Source organism: Qipengyuania citrea (assembly GCF_009828015.1).
GTDB lineage: Bacteria > Pseudomonadota > Alphaproteobacteria > Sphingomonadales > Sphingomonadaceae > Qipengyuania > Qipengyuania citrea.
The window spans coordinates 142234-157626 of sequence record NZ_WTYG01000001.1 but is presented as its reverse complement, the minus strand read 5'-3'; the positions used below and the strand labels follow the sequence as shown (position 1 = coordinate 157626).

At 65.0% G+C, this 15393-nt stretch carries 17 protein-coding genes and 1 tRNA gene; 9 read left to right on the top strand and 9 right to left on the bottom strand.

What is annotated here, in order from left to right:
- Positions 1-97: 97 nt before the first annotated feature.
- Both GRI55_RS00745 and GRI55_RS00740 read left to right on the top strand, forming a co-directional pair.
- Positions 98-1123: an aspartate carbamoyltransferase catalytic subunit gene (locus GRI55_RS00745; protein WP_160765872.1), complete on the top strand. Its 1026-nt coding sequence runs from the start codon at positions 98-100 to the stop codon at positions 1121-1123.
- Entirely contained in the window at positions 1120-2349 is a 1230-nt protein-coding gene (locus GRI55_RS00740; RefSeq protein WP_160765871.1) for a dihydroorotase, read from the top strand. Before GRI55_RS00745 ends, GRI55_RS00740 begins: the two co-directional genes overlap by 4 nt.
- A gap of 66 nt (positions 2350-2415) precedes the next feature.
- On the opposite strand, the gene GRI55_RS00735 is transcribed toward GRI55_RS00740, so the two are convergent.
- The 3 genes from GRI55_RS00735 to GRI55_RS00725 are packed head-to-tail and all read right to left on the bottom strand — an operon-like array spanning position 2416 to position 5039.
- Positions 2416-3726: an SPOR domain-containing protein gene (locus GRI55_RS00735; protein WP_160765870.1), complete on the bottom strand. Its 1311-nt coding sequence runs from the start codon at positions 3724-3726 to the stop codon at positions 2416-2418.
- A 38-nt stretch (positions 3727-3764) separates the two neighbouring features.
- The gene (locus GRI55_RS00730) at positions 3765-4301 is read right to left on the bottom strand and encodes a hypothetical protein (protein ID WP_160765869.1); all 537 of its coding nucleotides are present in this window, start codon (positions 4299-4301) and stop codon (positions 3765-3767) included.
- 21 nt (positions 4302-4322) lie between these two features.
- Positions 4323-5039 carry a ParA family protein gene (locus tag GRI55_RS00725; protein WP_050600850.1) on the bottom strand — a complete coding sequence of 239 codons (717 nt, stop codon included), beginning with the start codon at positions 5037-5039 and terminating at the stop codon, positions 4323-4325.
- Between the two features lie 258 nt (positions 5040-5297).
- Between GRI55_RS00725 and GRI55_RS00720 the strand changes: the two genes are divergently transcribed.
- From GRI55_RS00720 to bfr, 4 genes are all read left to right on the top strand, one after another.
- Positions 5298-6425 (top strand): SPOR domain-containing protein, encoded by a 1128-nt coding sequence (locus GRI55_RS00720; protein ID WP_237452364.1) that lies wholly within the window; start codon positions 5298-5300, stop codon positions 6423-6425.
- Between the two features lie 89 nt (positions 6426-6514).
- Positions 6515-7795 carry a DUF418 domain-containing protein gene (locus GRI55_RS00715; protein WP_237452363.1) on the top strand — a complete coding sequence of 427 codons (1281 nt, stop codon included), beginning with the start codon at positions 6515-6517 and terminating at the stop codon, positions 7793-7795.
- A gap of 70 nt (positions 7796-7865) precedes the next feature.
- On the top strand, positions 7866-8054 hold the full coding sequence (locus GRI55_RS00710; RefSeq protein ID WP_160765868.1) for a (2Fe-2S)-binding protein: 189 nt from the start codon (positions 7866-7868) through the stop codon (positions 8052-8054).
- A gap of 125 nt (positions 8055-8179) precedes the next feature.
- On the top strand, positions 8180-8671 hold the full coding sequence (gene bfr / locus GRI55_RS00705; RefSeq protein ID WP_050600847.1) for a bacterioferritin: 492 nt from the start codon (positions 8180-8182) through the stop codon (positions 8669-8671).
- A 57-nt stretch (positions 8672-8728) separates the two neighbouring features.
- Here bfr and GRI55_RS00700 read toward each other — a convergent pair whose 3' ends face one another.
- On the bottom strand, positions 8729-9226 hold the full coding sequence (locus GRI55_RS00700) for a DUF2721 domain-containing protein (protein ID WP_050600846.1): 498 nt from the start codon (positions 9224-9226) through the stop codon (positions 8729-8731).
- A 5-nt stretch (positions 9227-9231) separates the two neighbouring features.
- Positions 9232-10632, bottom strand: a complete 1401-nt coding sequence (der, locus tag GRI55_RS00695) for a ribosome biogenesis GTPase Der (protein WP_160765867.1) — start codon at positions 10630-10632, stop codon at positions 9232-9234.
- On the opposite strand from der, the gene GRI55_RS00690 reads away from it, so the two are divergent.
- Positions 10595-11332: a CHAP domain-containing protein gene (locus GRI55_RS00690; RefSeq protein WP_307019674.1), complete on the top strand. Its 738-nt coding sequence runs from the start codon at positions 10595-10597 to the stop codon at positions 11330-11332. The two genes, der and GRI55_RS00690, sit on opposite strands and share 38 nt — an antisense overlap.
- On the opposite strand, the gene GRI55_RS00685 is transcribed toward GRI55_RS00690, so the two are convergent.
- Genes GRI55_RS00685 through GRI55_RS00675 form a run of 3 tightly spaced genes read right to left on the bottom strand, consistent with a single transcriptional unit; the run spans position 11333 to position 12119 of the window.
- On the bottom strand, positions 11333-11617 hold the full coding sequence (locus GRI55_RS00685) for a DUF3297 family protein (RefSeq protein WP_160765865.1): 285 nt from the start codon (positions 11615-11617) through the stop codon (positions 11333-11335).
- A 59-nt stretch (positions 11618-11676) separates the two neighbouring features.
- Positions 11677-11856 carry a hypothetical protein gene (locus GRI55_RS00680; protein WP_160765864.1) on the bottom strand — a complete coding sequence of 60 codons (180 nt, stop codon included), beginning with the start codon at positions 11854-11856 and terminating at the stop codon, positions 11677-11679.
- A gap of 11 nt (positions 11857-11867) precedes the next feature.
- Positions 11868-12119, bottom strand: a complete 252-nt coding sequence (locus tag GRI55_RS00675) for a hypothetical protein (protein WP_160765863.1) — start codon at positions 12117-12119, stop codon at positions 11868-11870.
- 113 nt (positions 12120-12232) lie between these two features.
- Between GRI55_RS00675 and GRI55_RS00670 the strand changes: the two genes are divergently transcribed.
- Both GRI55_RS00670 and tig read left to right on the top strand, forming a co-directional pair.
- Positions 12233-12317 (top strand) — tRNA-Leu (locus tag GRI55_RS00670).
- A 63-nt stretch (positions 12318-12380) separates the two neighbouring features.
- On the top strand, positions 12381-13946 hold the full coding sequence (gene tig / locus GRI55_RS00665; protein WP_160765862.1) for a trigger factor: 1566 nt from the start codon (positions 12381-12383) through the stop codon (positions 13944-13946).
- 81 nt (positions 13947-14027) lie between these two features.
- Here the strand turns inward: tig and GRI55_RS00660 are convergent, their stop codons facing one another.
- On the bottom strand, positions 14028-15383 hold the full coding sequence (locus tag GRI55_RS00660) for a cation:proton antiporter (protein ID WP_237452362.1): 1356 nt from the start codon (positions 15381-15383) through the stop codon (positions 14028-14030).
- Positions 15384-15393: the final 10 nt, after the last annotated feature.

Genomic DNA, 15393 nt, shown 5'->3' with positions numbered 1-15393 from the left:
AATCTCCTGTTGGAAATCGAACTAGGGCAGCGCTGCGGCCAACGCCACTGGAAAGCGCTTGAGCGCCCCACGCAGCTCGACTAAGGGCGTGGTCTCAATGACATCGACGGAAACCTCGCCTCACGCCGCCCGCTATCCCGCGGGCGCGCTCGCTTTCCCGCATCGCGACCTGATCGGGATCGGCCAGCTCGAACGGCACGAGATCCTGTTCCTGCTCGACGAGGCGGAGCAGTGGGTCGCGCTCAACCGGCAGGCGACCAAGCGCGAGAACCGGCTGGCCGGGCTGACGGTGATCAACGCCTTCTTCGAGAATTCCACGCGCACGCTGCTGAGCTTCGAGATCGCGGGCAAGCGGCTGGGGGCGGATGTCGTCAACATGCATGCCGCCCAGTCGTCGGTGAAAAAGGGCGAGACGCTGATCGATACCGCGATCACCCTCAACGCGATGCGCGCCGACGCGATCGTCATCCGCCACGGTTCGAGCGGGGCAACCCAGCTGATCGCCGACAAGGTCGGTTGCCCCGTGCTCAATGCGGGCGACGGGCAGCACGAGCATCCGACCCAAGCGTTGCTCGATGCGCTGGCGCTGCGCCATGCGCTGCGCGACAGGGGCGAGGCGGCGGACGATTTCACCGGACTGAAGATCGTGATCTGCGGGGACATCCTGCACAGCCGGGTCGCGCGCTCCAACCTGCTGGGCCTGCAGGCGCTGGGGGCCACCGTGCGGTTATGTGCCCCGCCGGCGCTCATGCCCGCCGGCATCGAAGCGATGGGCGCGGAGGTCTATCACGATTTCGATGCGGCGCTGGACGGTGTCGATGTGGTCATGATGCTGCGCCTCCAGAACGAAAGGATGAGCGGCCAGTTCATTCCTTCCGCGCGCGAATACCACCATCTCTACGGGTTAACGAAGACCCGGCTCAGGCAGGCATCGCGAGACGCGCTGGTCATGCATCCGGGGCCGATGAACCGCGGGGTGGAGATCGACAGCGAGGTGGCCGACATGATCGACCGCTCGATCATCACCCGGCAGGTGGAAATGGGAGTCGCGATCCGCATGGCTGCGCTCGACGTGTTGACACGCCGTTCACGCGGTGTCCCCGGGTGGGGAGACGCGGCATGAAGCAGCAACGACCGCTGACGATAGAAGGTGGCCGGCTGGTCACGCCCGCTGGCGTGCAGGGCGGCGCGCTCCGGCTGGTCGACGGTTGCATCGACGGCGTCGGCACGGCCGCGCAGGACGGTGACGAAGTGATCGATGCGGGGGGCGCGCTGGTCGCTCCCGGGCTAGTCGATCTCGGCGTCTTCGCGATCGACAAGCCGGCCTTCCATTTCGGCGGGATTACCCGCGCTGCGCTGATGCCCGATCAGTCGCCACGCCTCGATCTGCCGAGCCGTGTTTCCTATATTGCCAAGAGCGGTAAGCCCGATTTCTGGGTCCACCCGCTCGCCGCCGCCACGCGCGATCTGGCGGGGGCCGAAATCGCCGAGCTGGGCCTGATGCGCGAAGCTGGGGCGCGCGGCGTGGCAACCGGCCGGCAGTGGATCGCCGATTCGGGCACCATGCTGCGATTGCTGCAATATGCCGCCATGCTCGACCTCGTGGTGGTCGCGCATCCCGAGGACGCCGCGCTGGCCGGCAACGCTGTCGCCACGGCAGGCGAAGTGGCCACCCGCCGCGGCTTGCCCAGCGCCCCTGCCGAAGCCGAATCCATCGCGCTGACCCGCGATATCGCACTAGCGGAAATGGCCGGCGCGCGGATCCACTTCCGTCAGGTGACCACCCGCGCCGGGCTCGAGATTGTGCGCCAGGCCAAGGCGCGCGGCGTGTCGGTGACCTGCGGGGTGACCCCGGCCCATTTCATGCTGTCCGATCTGGCCACGGTCGATTTTCGCACCTTTGCCCGCCTGTCGCCGCCGCTACGCAGCGAAGACGAGCGTCAAGCGGTCCGCGAGGCGATCGGCGACGGTACGGTGGACGTGATCGCGAGCGGCCACGATCCACGCGGGCCCGAAGACAAGCGGCTCCCCTTCTCCGATGCGGAACCGGGCATGGCGGGGGCGGAAACGCTGCTCGCGATGACCCTGTCGCTGGTGCGCGACGAGGTCATCGATATCGGGCGCGCGTTCGAACTGGTCGCGACGAAGCCCGCTGAAATCCTGGGCGTCCCGGCGGGCGCGATTGCTCCCGGGCTCGAAGCCGATGTCGCCATCATCGATCCGGACAGGCCGTGGATCATCCAGAGCGCGAAGATGGAAGCCACTGCGGGCAATACGCCGTTCGACGGCCAGCCGACGCAGGGGCGGGTGCTGCATCTCTACAAGGGCGGCGTGCCGATCAGGCACTAGGCCAGCGAAAACCCCGCCCGGATCGTGTCCGGACGGGGCCTCTCGGTGGTTTGGTAAACTGATGGATTAGCGGGAAGCGACCCGAACGCCCGCATCGACCACGGCGATTGCTCCCGGAAGCTTGCGGCTGGCAGCGTAGGCAATGCAGCCGTCACCGCGGCCCTTGACCGTCCGGCACATCGAATCGGCGGAGGCCTTGGCGAAGCCGGCAGCCGCAACGCGATAATAGATCTTGCCATTGACGCGGGCCTTGGTGATCACGCGCTCGGAACTGGCGAGTTCGGGATAGCGTTTCTGGAACTGCTTCCACGCCTCATTGGCATCCGACATCGAGAAGAACGAGCCGAGCTGGACATTGTAATCGCCGCTGCTGCTGCGCGGAGCGGCGCTCGCCGGAGCGGCTGCGCGGGCGGTGCGCGAAGCAGCCGGCCTGGCAGCGTGGATCGGCGTATCCTGCACCACTTCGCGACCGACGAAGCGGATGCCGCCTGCCGGGGCAAGCCCGGCGTCGGCCAATGCGACATCGGCGCCATCGTCTACCGTAGGCGCGGCTTCGACCGGCGGCAGTTCTTCGGCGAAAGCAAAGTCGCCGCGCGGTGCTGCGACCGGTTCGGCTTCGCCGCTCGCTGCAAGCATATCGACACTGGGATGATTGGACAGGGCCAGCATCTGCGGCTGGCCGGGATCGGCTTGCGGCTGGACCCCCAGAACGGTGGCGACGCGTCCGGTGAAGGCTTCGGGGCGCGCCAGGGCCGCCCATTCGGCCATGCGGTCGCCGACCTCGCCCGCGGGGACATCTTCCGCGGCCATGAGGCGAGCGGCGCGCCAGTTGCCCTGCATGGCATAGGCATAGGCGAGGTTCTGCCGCACCTTGGGCGTGTTCTGCCCGCCGCGCAGCGCGTTGCCGAGGACATTGACGCCGTGGTCGGGCCGGCCGGCCAGCGCCATGGCGAGCCCGTAATCGGCTGCATCGAGCTTGTCTTCGAAGCGGCTGAGCGTGCCCAGAGCGCCCATCTGGTCGCCTATCGCTACCTGCGCGAGGGCATGGCTGATCACTGTTCGCGGGGCGGTATCACCCAGTTCGATCGCTTCGGCAAAGGTCGTCGCGGCCGACGCGAAACGCCCATCGGTCAGATAGGCGTTGGCAAGCAGCGTGCGCGTATAAGCGTCGCGCGGGCTGGCCAGTACGGCGGCTTCGGCATGGCGCACGGCTTTCGAAGCGTTCCCCATGGTCAGCGCCTGTTCGGCATGCGCGGCCGAATAGGAATGGCTGGGGGCAGTCTTGCCCGTACACGCCGTAAGCGCAGTGGTCGCCAGCGCCGTGGTGACGGCGAGCTGGACGAACCGCTTGTTCCTGGCTTTCGTCTCGATGCTCATTCTTCCCCCCTTTGAAGGCGATTCCGCGTCGTTCGAGTTCATTTTTCGCTGCGCTGCACCTGGGCAGCGAGGCTTGCGATTTCGGGCATTTCGGCGAGCAACGCGTCGAGCGCGTCGGTCACCAGTTGCTGTGCGCTGCGTCCGCGAACGGTACAGGCAAGGCGCAGCATGAGATGGCGTTCCTGGTCGAGCCGCAGCGTGAATGCGGCCCGCTTGCCCTGCGCTGTGGCAGGGCGCCGTACGATCGGCTTGCGCGGAGCGGGTTCGTCGAGCTGCGCCTGGATCTTGTTCAGCGAAGCGCGCACCTGGTTGGGTGCATCGGTTTCCTTCGCCGCTTGAGGCGATAGCGGCACGACGTTCTCCGGCACCGGCTCCAGCCGCGGCCGGGGCCGCGTATCGGTTTCATCACTGGCGCCGTCGCCCATGTCGTTCCAGCCGAGATCCTCGAGATTGGCCGCGGCTTCCTTGCCATCGACCGGTCCGACGATGCCCGATTGCGGGCGCATGGCCGGTTTCGCTCCACCCTTGCGTGCAAGCAGGGTGGACGAGAGAGAGGCGAAGTTGGCGTCAGACATTCGGCAGCCCGCCTTCCGCTACTACTGGGCCACACGGCGGCCGAAGCCGCCGGCGGGACGATGAACGCCGGACATCGCGGACTGCGAATTGGGCGCGGCGAAGACCGTGCGCCGGAAGTTCTTTTCCAGCCGGTCGGCGATGTATTTCCACAGCGCGGTGACTTCGGCAGCGGACCGGCTTTCGGGGTCGACTTCCATGACCGTGCGGCCGTCGATCATCGAGGCGGCAAAGTCGGTGCGGTGGTGCAGCGTGATCGGGGCCACAGTGCCGTGCTGCGACAGCGCAACGGCGGCTTCCGATGTGATCTTGGCTTTCGGGGTCGCCGCGTTGACGACGAAGACCAGCGGCTTGCCCGCACGTTCGCACAGGTCGACGGTGGCGCCCACGGCGCGCAGGTCATGCGGGCTGGGGCGAGTCGGGACGACAATCAGTTCGGCGACCGAGATCACCGACTGAATCGCCATGGTGATCGCGGGCGGGGTATCGATCACCGCCAGCTTGAACCCCTGCTGTCGCAGGATCGCCAGATCGGTGGCCAGCCGTGCAACGGTGGTCTGGGCGAAGGCGGGATATTCGTCGGCGCGCTCGTTCCACCAATCGGCAAGCGATCCTTGCGGATCGATGTCGATCAGGACGACAGGACCCGCACCGGCGCGCTGCGCCTGAACGGCCATATGTCCCGAGAGGGTGGTCTTGCCCGATCCGCCCTTCTGCGATGCCAATGCCAGTACACGCAAGACTTGGTCCCCCTGGGTTGCGCCTGTAATCTACTCACTCGTGCTGCAATCGTCCGCAGCGATCTTGTCATGGAGATCGCAGACTACCCCTAATTTTGGGTTAACCGGATGGCGGTTTGACATGGGCCCAAGGCCGCAAAATCCCTGGCAACCCTTTGCTAACGGTCGATTTACTATAGGATGTCGCCAATCGGGCGCGTTTCGCGGGCCCCGCAATGCGAAAGGGATAGGATGCGACATTCGGCAAAAGCAGCTTGGATGGCCGGAATGCTGACGCTGGCGGGCCTGGCCGCGGTGCCTGCCCATGCCGACGTCAAGGCCGGGGTCGATGCCTGGACCGCAGGAGACTTTGCCGGGGCCGTGCGCGAGTGGGCCGGGCCCGCCGCACAGGGTGATCCCGACGCGCAATTCAACATGGGGCAGGCCTACCGGCTTGGCCGCGGGGTCGAAACCGATGTCGAACAGGCCGAAGCGCTCTATGCCAAGGCTGCGGCGCAGGGCCATGTGAAGGCGGCCGACAATTATGGCCTGCTGCTGTTCCAGCGCGGCGCCCGCGAGGAAGCCTTGCCCTATATCTCCGCCGCGTCGATGCGCGGCGATCCCCGCGCCCAGTACTTACTGGGAATCGCCCATTTCAACGGTGATCTGGTCAAGAAGGACTGGCGCCGCGCCTATGCGCTGCTGACGCTGGCGAATTCCTCGGGCCTGCCGCAGGCGCGCGGCGCCCTGGCCCAGATGGACCAGTATATCTCGATCGAAGACCGCCAGGCAGCGCAGCCGCTGGCCGCCTCGCTCAAGGCCGAAGCCGAGGCGGCGCGTTCGCGTCAGCTTGCTGCAGCAGACCTCGGACTCGCAACCGATGCGCCCAGCGGACCCGTGGTCACGGCCAGCGTTCCCCAGACCGCGGCAGCGCGTCCGGTCCCCCTGCCGCCGGCGACTGCTGAAGCGCCCGCCTCGCAGACTGCAGGCGCGGATTACACACTGCCCGCTGCACCCGCGCCCACCGTGGTCGCGCGGCAAGAGGACGAGGCGCTATCCCGCGAAGCGGTGGCAGTGGCTGCCAGTCCGGCGGTGCCGCCCGCAGCATCGACCGCCGCTGCCGCCGTACCTTCTTCCACGCCCGCCCGGACAAGCGCGACGCGCGTCGCGCCGGCCGCAACGGGCCCGTGGAAAGTCCAGCTTGGCGCCTTCGGCGTACCCGGCAATGCGCAGCGCTTGTGGGGCCTGCTCGCGGGCCGATCGGAGATCGCCGGGCGCGAGCAGATGCTGCTCAAATCGGGCAATCTCACGCGCCTGCTGGCGGCCGGATATGCCACGCGCGGCGAAGCCGCCGCGGCCTGCGCCTCGCTCAAGCGCAGCGGGCAGGAATGTCTCGTCACGCGCTAGCCATTTCGTGATCGCGCTTCCCCCGGCCACCGCACCGCGATAGACGCTCGCCCCCACGGCCCATATTAAGAGCGGCCAAGGGGAAATGCATGGATCCGATCGACACTCGCAGCGACGCTGCGCCCGACCAGGCGGTGCCGCGCGCGATGGCGGGAAACCGGATCGCCAGTCTCGACTTCATTCGCGGCATCGCGGTGATGGGAATTCTCGCCGCCAATATCATCGCCTTCGGCCAGCCTTTCGCCGCCTATATGTATCCCGACGCCTTCCTCGTGCCGCACAACGAGGCCGAGGAATGGATGTGGATCGCGCAATTCGTGCTGATCGACGGCAAGATGCGCGGCCTGTTCACGCTGCTGTTCGGCGTCGGCCTGTATCTGTTCATGGAAAAGGCTTGGTCGCGCGGAAAAGGGCGGGCGTTGCAGGCGCGCCGGCTGGGCTGGCTGCTGCTGTTCGGCCTCGGGCATTTCTTCCTTATCTGGCGCGGAGATATCCTCACTTTCTATGCACTGTTCGGTCTTGTCTCCCTCGCCGCGATCCGCTGGGCGGCCAAAACGCAGCTGGTCGTCGGGCTGCTCGGCTATGCCACAGGCGTGGTGCTGGTCGGCAGCTTCATGCTGTCGCCCTATGTGATCGCCGAGACCGAATTCGGCGAGCAGCCGGCCTATGCCGAAATGCGCGAGCAACTGGCAGCCGACAAGGGCCGTGCACTCGATCACGAAATGGTCGAATACCGCATCATCTCCGAGGGTTCCTATGGCGATTTCGTCGCGCACAACGTGATCGACCATAAGGGCGACCTGCCGTTCAATATTTTCGTATTTGGGTTCGAAACGCTGCCGCTGATGCTGATCGGCATGGCGCTGTACCGGTTCGGCCTGTTCAGCGGCGCTATGAATACCGGCAGGATGCTGCGCTGGGGCAGTGCGGGTATTGTTTTGGGCAGCGGGGTTACCCTGCTGGTGGCGCTGTGGGTGAGGGATGCGGGATTTTCCTATTGGAGCACGCTGGCTGCATTCATGAGCCTGTCGGCACTGCCCCGCCTGCCCGTGGTGCTCGGGCTGGCAGCGGTCCTGGCGGTGGTCGGTGCGCGTGCCTCGGGCTGGCTGGCGGAGCGGGTTTCCGCTGCGGGGCGGGCCGCTTTCACCAATTACCTCGGCACATCGGTGCTGATGCTGTTTGTCTTCCACGGTTGGGGCGGCGGATTGTTCGGCGCTCTGGGGCGTACCGAGCTGTACCTCGTCATGGCGGCAAGCTGGCTCGTCATGCTCGCCTGGTCGAAGCCCTGGCTCGACCGGTTCCGCTTCGGTCCGCTCGAATGGCTCTGGCGGTGCCTGACCTATTGGCGGCTGTTCCCCCTGCGGCGGTGACGAGAGGGGTTGCTACTGAGAACGACTCTCACTAGAGGTGCTCCTGCGAGTCAATCGCAGGAGTGTTCGAGTGTACGTCTGCATCTGTAACGCAATCCGGGAAAGCGACCTGCGCCGCGCCGCGCGCCATGTCTCGGGCGATGCCGAAACCTGCTATGCCGCGCTTGGCAAGCCGGCTTGCTGCGGCACCTGCCTCGATGAGGCTGACGAGATCCTCCGGGAAGAACGCGAGATGGGATGCGTGGCCGCCGCGGCGTGATCGCCGGCTAACGCAAATCGCTTGCAACTGGCGGAATTCCGCCGATTTTATCCCTTTCTACCCTTGCCATAAGCCCCGTCTGGGGCGCATAGGAAGCGCCGTTCAGCAGGCAAGGAGTCAGCGCCATGAAAGGCGATCCGAAGGTCATCGAGTTCCTTAACAAGGCGCTCACCAACGAATTGACCGCAATCAACCAGTACTGGCTCCATTACCGGGTGCTCGCCGATTGGGGTGTCAGCCGTCTGGCCGAATACGAGCGGCACGAATCGATCGACGAGATGAAGCACGCCGACATCCTCGCCGAGCGCATCCTGTTTCTGAACGGACTTCCCAACTTTCAGGCGATCCACAAGCTGAAGGTGGGCGAGACGGTTGAGGAAATCCTCAAGGCCGACCTGGCGATGGAAATGGAGGCGATCCCTCTGCTCAAGGAAGCCGCGGAATATTGCCAGAGCGTTCGCGACTTCGCCACCGGGCAGATCTTCGAAGACATCCTGGCGAGCGAGGAAGAGCATGTCGACTTCCTCGAAACCCAGTTCGACATGATCGCGCGCATGGGGCTGGAAAACTATGTCCAGCTCAACAGCAAGCCGGCAGGCGAAGGCGAGGGCGGCTGACCGCGTTGCGGGGCCGCCTGCGGGCGGCTCTGCGATGCTAAGCGAGCATGATCGGCTTCAGTCCGATGCGGCGTTCCGGCGTTCGCGCATGCGTTCGCGGTTGCGCTTTGCCGCGGTGCGGGTTTCCATCAGAAACGAACCGAGCCCTGCGACCAGCAGTCCCATGCAGATCACCCATGTCGTCGCGACCAGAGTGCCCAGTGCGGTCCTGACAAATGCGCTGATGAACAGCAGTACGATCACGACACTGATGGCAAGCGCCGACGCGGTGCTGAACATGACCGCGCGCTGCGCGTAGATGCGCCGCATTTCGAGCGCGGGCAACTCGGCCCGCATGGCTTTGACATCGCCATCTTCCCCAGCGTTGAGGATACGCTCGATCTTGTTGGCAACCCAGATCAGCCGGTTGGTCATGACATTCATGACCGCGCCGATCCCCGCAAGCAGGAAGGCCGGGGCGAGGCTGAGCTGGACGACCTGCTGCACGCGCAGGGTCGAACTGGTCCGCTCGATGAGGTCGAAGGCGCCGATGCCTGCCAGGAGATCGAGCGTCACCGGTGTTACTCCTTCTGGAAGGGGTTCTTGGGGCTCTTGAGCACCACGCGCACCGGCACTGCATCGAACCCCAGCTTGTCGCGAATGCCGTTCACCAGATAACGTTCATAGCTCTTGGGCAGCATGTCGAGCCGGGTACCGAACACCACGAAACGCGGCGGACGGATGCTGGCCTGGGTGATATAGCGCAGCTTGATCCGCTTGCCCTTGGGTGCGGGCGGCGGATTGGCTTCGAGCGCATCGTCGAACCAGCGGTTGAGCGCGGCGGTGGGCACGCGGCGGCTCCATGCTTCGCGCAGGTCGAACGCCGCCCCCATCATCTGGTCGATACCCTTGCCGGTTTTCGCGCTTACTGCGAACAGCGGCACTCCGCGAACCTGGGCGAGACCCTCGTTGAGCGCTTCGCGGATACCGTTGAACAGCGCGCTGGCACCTTCGGCGACATCCCACTTGTTGATTGCGATCATCAGCGCGCGCCCTTCCTCGAGCACCATGCTGGCAATCTTGAGATCCTGCGATTCGAGCCCGCGGGTGGCGTCCAGCAGCAGCACCACGACTTCCGCGAAATCGACCGCGCGGCGCGCATCGGCCACCGAAAGCCGTTCGAGCTTGTCGACGACCTGCGCCTTCTTGCGCATTCCGGCCGTGTCGATCAGCCGGATTTCCCGCTCTTCCCCGCTGCGCGGGTCGCGCCATTCCCAATCGACCGCGATCGAATCGCGTGTAATCCCGGCTTCGGGACCGGTCAGCAGCCGGTCCTCGCCCAGCATGCGGTTGATCAGCGTCGACTTGCCGGCGTTTGGCCGGCCGACAATGGCCAGTTTCAGCGGTCCGGCGAGCAGCGCCTCTTCATCTTCCTCGCTCAGTTCGAGGGTTTCGGCCGCACCTTCTGCCTTCTCGCCGATGATCGGCCAGAGGCGTTCGAACAGGTCGCCGATCCCTTCGCCATGTTCGGCGCTGATTCCGGCCGGTTCGCCGAAACCGAGGGAAAAGCTCTCGTAGATCCCGGCATCGCCCTGTTTGCCTTCGGCCTTGTTGGCGACCAGGACCACGGGCACGGCCTGTCCGCGCAGCCAGCGGGCGATTTCCTCATCGAGCGGAGTCAGCCCGACGCGTGCGTCGAACACGAACATCGCCGCATCGGCGCCCTCGAGGCTGACTTCTGTCTGCATGCGCATCCGGCCGGGCAGGCTGGCCGGGTCCTCATCTTCCCAACCGGCGGTATCGACCACCTGGAATTCGAGCCCCGCGATCTCCGCGTCGCCGAAGCGGCGGTCGCGCGTGACTCCGGGCTGGTCGTCGACCAGCGCAAGGCGCTTGCCGACCAACCGGTTGAACAAAGTCGATTTGCCGACGTTGGGCCGCCCGATGATGATCACCGTGGGCTTCGAGGAATTGGGCACCATGATGGCGCGGGAAGTGGCGCTTTGCGCTCCGCTTTGCAAGCTCCGGCGCAGGAGAGGGTTAATATCGGTTAACCTTAACGCGAAGGATGTCGGCAAGGATAAGCGGCATACCTCTGCCGGCATGAGGAAAAAACTTGCCGCTTTCGCCTTGCTTGCCTGTGCCACGCCCGCCGCGGCGGACGATTTCGGTGCGTTCGATAATCGGGGTGCCGAACTGGATGCTTATCTCCAGTGCGTACCCTACGCACGAGAAGTGTCGGGGATCCAGATCTACGGCGATGCCCATACCTGGTGGGAGCAGGCGCAGGGACGCTATGCCACCGGTACGGCGCCGCGTCCGGGGGCCGTCATGGCCTTCCGTCCGCATCGCAGCATGCAATTGGGTCATGTCGCAACGGTGAGCCGCGTTCTCGACACGCGGCGGGTCTTGCTCGATCATGCCAACTGGTCGCCGATCAACGGGCGCCGGGGGCAGGTCGAAAAGGACGTGCTGGCGATTGACGTATCGCCGGCCAACGACTGGAGCGCAGTGCGCGTGTGGTACGCCCCGCTCGGGGAAGTCGGCACGACCGCTTGGCCGGTCGCAGGCTTCATCTACGGAGAGGGCCGGCCGCAGGCGCGCCAGCAGCTTGCCATGGCGCCAGCGCGCAAACAGACCTCGAAGCGCTTTCTCAGCGCCTTCGCCAATTTCTCCGACTGATCAGTCGGCCTTGGCGACCGGCGTATCCTCGCCGAGATCTTCGTACCAGGCTTCGACTGGGCCATTCAGCTTGATGGTCAGCGGATTGCCCTTGCGATCGACGGTCTTGCCCGCCTGAACCCGCACCCAGCCGCCCGAGATCGAATATTCCTCGATATCGGTCCGCTGCTTGCCCTTGAAACGGATACCCACTCCGCGCTTGAGCACATCCACCTGGAAGTGCTCGCTCTTGGGGTTGACCGAAAGATGGTCGGGCGGGGTCTGGCTGGTGGTTTCTTCGCTCATGGCGCGCGCCGATACTGCGCGGCGCGCCCACGGGCAAGATCAATCGGCCACGGGCAAGATCAATCGGGAGGAGGCGGCGTTTCCAGCGGGCCGCGATCGGGGGTGTCGATGTCGGGCTGCGGCGGTTCGAAGCCCGGCGGTTCTTCCATCGGCGCCTCGTTCGGCGGACTTGTCGGTGGCATTTCGTCGGGAGAACCGGGATTGATCGTATCGGGATTGGGATCGGGTTGCGTCGCCATGGTAATGTTCCTCAGTCGCGGGAGGGGTGATCGAGCGCAGCCTCGCCCGCTCCGTCGCGGCCACCCTCCTGTGCCGGCGCCAGTGCCTGTTCTGCAGCATTGGGCGGGCTGCCGGCCGGCCGGTTGCCTGATGGTGCTTCCTCGCCGTCGTCCTTGCCGGAATCGTGCGAATTTTCCTGTTTGGCACCGGGATTGATCACGGGCGGAGTGTCTTCGGGTTTCTTGGGGGTGTCGTAGTCACGCATGCCTGTTGAACGGGCCAACACCCCGCAGCGTTCCTTCATCGGTCGCCACGCTTGCGCAATTGGTCGCATCCGACTAGAGGCACGCGCCTATACGCGAAGGACTAGCGCCTCGCGCAGCTTCGTTCGGGTTAGCGGGCGTGGCGGAACTGGTAGACGCGCTGGTTTTAGGTACCAGTATCGAAAGATGTGGGGGTTCGAGTCCCTTCGCCCGCACCAGTGCCGCCGCCGTCGTGATACCCCCTGCACCTATCGCTTTTGGAAAGTTACGAGTTTCAACCCATGCAGATCAAAGAGACCGCCAACGAGGGCCTCAAGCGCGCCTACACCATCACGATTCCCGCCAAGGAAATCGACGAGCGCGTTACCGGCGAAGTGAAGAAGATCGCTCCGCAGGTGAAAATGCCCGGCTTCCGCCCCGGCAAGGTGCCCGCCAACCTCGTGCGCAAGATGCACGGCGAGCAGGTCCACGCGCAGACGGTCAACGACATGATCCGCGAATCGGTCGACAAGGTCATGGCAGAGAACAAGCTGCGTCCTGCGATGCAGCCCAAGGTCGAGCTCGACGAAGGCTATGAAGAAGGCAAGGACGCGACGCTGAACGTCGACGTCGAGATCCTGCCCGAAATCGAAGCGCCCGAAGTGGAGGGCCTCAAGCTCGAACGCCTGACCGTTCCGGTGACCGACGAACAGGTCGACGAAGCGGTCGAGCGCATCGCGTCGAACAACAAGAGCTACAAGGACGCCGCCAAGACCAAGAAGGCCGGCGACGGCGACCAGCTGATCATCGATTTCGTCGGCCGCGTCGACGGCGTCGAATTCGAAGGCGGCAAGGCGGAGAACACGCCGCTGGTCATCGGTTCGGGCCAGTTCATTCCCGGCTTTGAAGAACAGCTGACGGGCGTGAAGACCGGCGATGAAAAGACCATCACTGTGACCTTCCCCGAAGATTATCCGGCTGAAAACCTGAAGGGCAAGGACGCGGAATTCGACGTCACGGTCCAGCAGGTAAAGGTCCCCACCGACACCGCGATCGACGACGAGTTCGCCAAGAATCTCGGCCTCGAGAACCTCGACAAGCTCAAGGAACTGCTGCGCGGCCAGCTCGAGCAGGAAACCTCGGGCCTGACCCGCACGCAGATGAAGCGCCAGCTGCTCGACACGCTGGCAGCCGGTCACGACTTCGCCGTGCCGCAGGGCATGGTCGATGCCGAGTTCGAACAGATCTGGGGCCAGCTGCAGCAGGAAGCCGCGCAGTCGGACGATGCCGAAGCCATGCTCAAGGAAATGGACGACGAGAAGGACGATTATCGCAAGATCGCCGAACGCCGCGTCCGCTTGGGCCTGCTGCTGTCCGAAATCGGCCAGAAGAACGGTGTCGAGGTCAATGCCAACGAGATGAACATGCTCATCCAGCAGGCGGCCCAGCAGTATCGCGCCGAGGACCGCGAGCGGTTCGTCCAGTATGTCCAGTCCGAACCCATGGCCGCCGCCCAGCTGCGCGCGCCCCTGTATGAGGACAAGGTCGTCGACTTCCTGTTCGACAAGGCCGAGATTACCGACCGCGAAGTGACGCGTGAAGAGCTCGAAGCCGCGATCGAGGCGGAAGAAAGCACCGAGGAAAAGCCGAAGAAGAAGGCGGCAGCCAAGAAAAAGGCTCCTGCCAAGAAGGCGGCCGACAAGGATGCGGAAGACAAGCCCGCAGCCAAGAAGGCGCCGGCCAAGAAAGCCGCAGCGAAGAAGCCTGCCGCCAAGAAGGCCGATGACAAGCAGGCCGACGACAAGGCTACGGCGAAGAAGCCGGCAGCCAAGAAGCCTGCTGCCAAGAAGGCCGCGCCAAAGAAGTAAGTCCGTTCATACGGATCGCTTGAGGGGCGGCGGACTGCGGTTCGCCGCCCCTTGTCGTTTGGGGCGCCGTTCCGCGGCGTTTCAGTCCGCCTTCGAGCGCCGCCTCGGGGCATCGGGCGATAGCGCGGCCATGCTGGTATCCTGCCCGGCGTGGACATGTGCACGGCGGTCTTCGACATGGCGGATGAGCGGGCCCGAAACCACGCCGTGCACGATGATGGAAACCAGGATCGCGAAACTCACGGTCGCCCAGAGCAGGTCGATCTGCGCGAAATTGGCGTTGTTCTGGCCATAGGCAAGGTAATAGATCGAACCCATCCCGCGCACGCCCAGGAAGGCAACGGCGAGCTTGCCGATCATCGGCAGGTCGCAATTGGCCTCCGCGAGCAAGCCCGAAATCGGGCGGATGACGAAGATCAGCGCCAGTCCCACCAGCGCTGCCGGCCAGGTGAGTGCCGAGAGCACGCCGCTGGCAAGCATCGCGCCGAAGCCGAACAGGACCGCCACCAGTACGATCTGCTCGATCTGATCGATGAAATGGTGGCTGATCTTGTGATAGCGGCTGCGGTTTTCGCGTTGCCGCGCGGTCACTGCCCCGACGAACACCGCCAGGAATCCATAGCCCTCGGCCAATTCGGCAAGTCCGTACGCGAGCAACAGCGTACCCAACACGATCAGGCCTTCGCTGGTCGAATAGCTGGGGTTCTCCGCCTCGTCGCTGGCTTCATCGATGTCCTCGATCGGCGCGTCGACTTCGCGTTCGAAGACATACCACGCGCCGATGCGGCCGACCGCATAGCCGACGGCGCAGCCGGCGACGATCCGCCAGACGAGGTCCAGCGCCGCCCATTCCAGTGTCCAGTCACCCAGAGCGGTCATCCCGACCGCGGCGATCGCGAGATAGGTGAAGGGAAAGGCGAAGCCGTCGTTGAGCCCGGCCTCGACCGTCAGGCTGAAGCGCACATCGTGTCGCTGATCTTCCCCGGGCGGGCCAACCTGGACGCTGCGCGCGAGGACCGGATCGGTCGGAGCCAATGCGGCACCCAGCAGGATGGCGCTGGCCGGTGCGAGACCCAGAGCCCACCAGCCGAGCAGCGCGACTGCGGCGATGGTCAGCGGCATGGCGATCAGCAGCAATGGCCAGATCTGGCGCCAATTGGCCCAGCTAACCGGGCGATCGATCGCAATCCCCGCAGCCATCAACGAGGCGATGACGATGAATTCGGTGGCATATTCGAGCGTGATGGCATCGAAGCCGTCGACGGTCGGATTGAAGTGCGGCAGGCCCAGCGGCAGCGACCAAACGGCAAAACCGACGGCCACATAGAGGATCGGCAGCGACAGCCAGTAGCGGGCCAGCCAGCGTTCGAGCGTGACGGTAAGCGTCAGCCCCGCGCCGAAGACGACGAACATCAGGATACGCGGATCGAATTCCAAGGTGATCTCC

Coding starts and splice junctions, on each gene's coding strand:
- GRI55_RS00690 (WP_307019674.1), top strand. CDS start 10,595: ATGATGATCACCGTGGGCTTCGAGGAATTGGGCACCATGATGGCGCGG.
- GRI55_RS00740 (WP_160765871.1), top strand. CDS start 1,120: ATGAAGCAGCAACGACCGCTGACGATAGAAGGTGGCCGGCTGGTCACG.
- der (WP_160765867.1), bottom strand. CDS start 10,632: ATGGTGCCCAATTCCTCGAAGCCCACGGTGATCATCATCGGGCGGCCC.
- GRI55_RS00715 (WP_237452363.1), top strand. CDS start 6,515: ATGGATCCGATCGACACTCGCAGCGACGCTGCGCCCGACCAGGCGGTG.
- GRI55_RS00720 (WP_237452364.1), top strand. CDS start 5,298: ATGGCCGGAATGCTGACGCTGGCGGGCCTGGCCGCGGTGCCTGCCCAT.
- tig (WP_160765862.1), top strand. CDS start 12,381: ATGCAGATCAAAGAGACCGCCAACGAGGGCCTCAAGCGCGCCTACACC.
- bfr (WP_050600847.1), top strand. CDS start 8,180: ATGAAAGGCGATCCGAAGGTCATCGAGTTCCTTAACAAGGCGCTCACC.
- GRI55_RS00735 (WP_160765870.1), bottom strand. CDS start 3,726: ATGAGCATCGAGACGAAAGCCAGGAACAAGCGGTTCGTCCAGCTCGCC.
- GRI55_RS00745 (WP_160765872.1), top strand. CDS start 98: ATGACATCGACGGAAACCTCGCCTCACGCCGCCCGCTATCCCGCGGGC.
- GRI55_RS00730 (WP_160765869.1), bottom strand. CDS start 4,301: ATGTCTGACGCCAACTTCGCCTCTCTCTCGTCCACCCTGCTTGCACGC.
- GRI55_RS00680 (WP_160765864.1), bottom strand. CDS start 11,856: ATGGCGACGCAACCCGATCCCAATCCCGATACGATCAATCCCGGTTCT.
- GRI55_RS00685 (WP_160765865.1), bottom strand. CDS start 11,617: ATGAGCGAAGAAACCACCAGCCAGACCCCGCCCGACCATCTTTCGGTC.